Source organism: Streptomyces purpureus (genome assembly GCF_014648195.1).
GTDB lineage: Bacteria > Actinomycetota > Actinomycetes > Streptomycetales > Streptomycetaceae > Streptomyces > Streptomyces purpureus.
The window spans coordinates 107608-108383 of sequence record NZ_BMQQ01000006.1 but is presented as its reverse complement, the minus strand read 5'-3'; the positions used below and the strand labels follow the sequence as shown (position 1 = coordinate 108383).

General features: G+C 74.5%; 1 protein-coding gene. It reads right to left on the bottom strand.

Features of this window, described 5'->3' with window-relative positions; genetic code table 11:
* On the bottom strand, positions 1–638 hold a 638-nt coding region (locus IEZ01_RS10685; RefSeq protein WP_189201313.1), incomplete at its 3' end, for a hypothetical protein.
* Positions 639–776: the final 138 nt, after the last annotated feature.

Here is a 776-nt window from a genome sequence, read left to right as displayed (position 1 = left end):
CGGGCCAGCTGGGGCGGGAGTGGGACGGGCGGCGTCGTCTCGGGATCGGGGGCCTTCGCCGGGGCGATCGTGAGGCGGTACTCGTCGGACTCGCCGACCCAGTCGCCGTCGTCCCCCCGGCGCTGCACGATGGCGGCGTTGGCGGTCACTTCGTTGGGCGCGGTGCCGGAGGCGAACGCGAGCCGGACCGGGACGGTGAGGGTGCCGCCGGCGGGCAGCGCGAAGCCGGGGAAGCCGTCGTCGAAGACGCCGACGTTCTCGTCCTCCTCGGTGGTCTCGAAGGTGACCGGGCGCCAGCGCCGGGCCCCGGCGTCGTAGAACTCGAACCGGATCTGGGCGGGCTTCAGGGTACGGTCGCGGTCGGTGAGGGCGAGGACGGGGTGGATGGCCCGGCAGGGCCCACCGGTGGTGTTGGTGAGGCCGACGCTCCAGGTGTGGAAGGTGGCGCCGGGGGTGTAGTCGGCCGGCCCGCGATGTATGCGGGTGTCGATCGGGAAGCGGGGGTCGGCGGCCTTCCCGCATATGGGCGGTTTGGCGACGGTGGGGGTGGCCGCCGCGGGCGGCGCCGTGGACATCATCATCGCCGTCCCCACGGTCGCCGCGGCGACTCCGACGGCGAGGGCGTTGAGCGGTCGCATGATCGGCCTCTGCTCCTCACGTGGCGTGCTCGCGGGTGGGGGTGGCGGGTCGGGGTGGCGGGTCGGGTGGTCGTCGGGGTGGTGGGTCGCGCTGGCGGTCGTGGTGGCGGATCGTGTTCGCGTCGGCGGTCAGGAGGC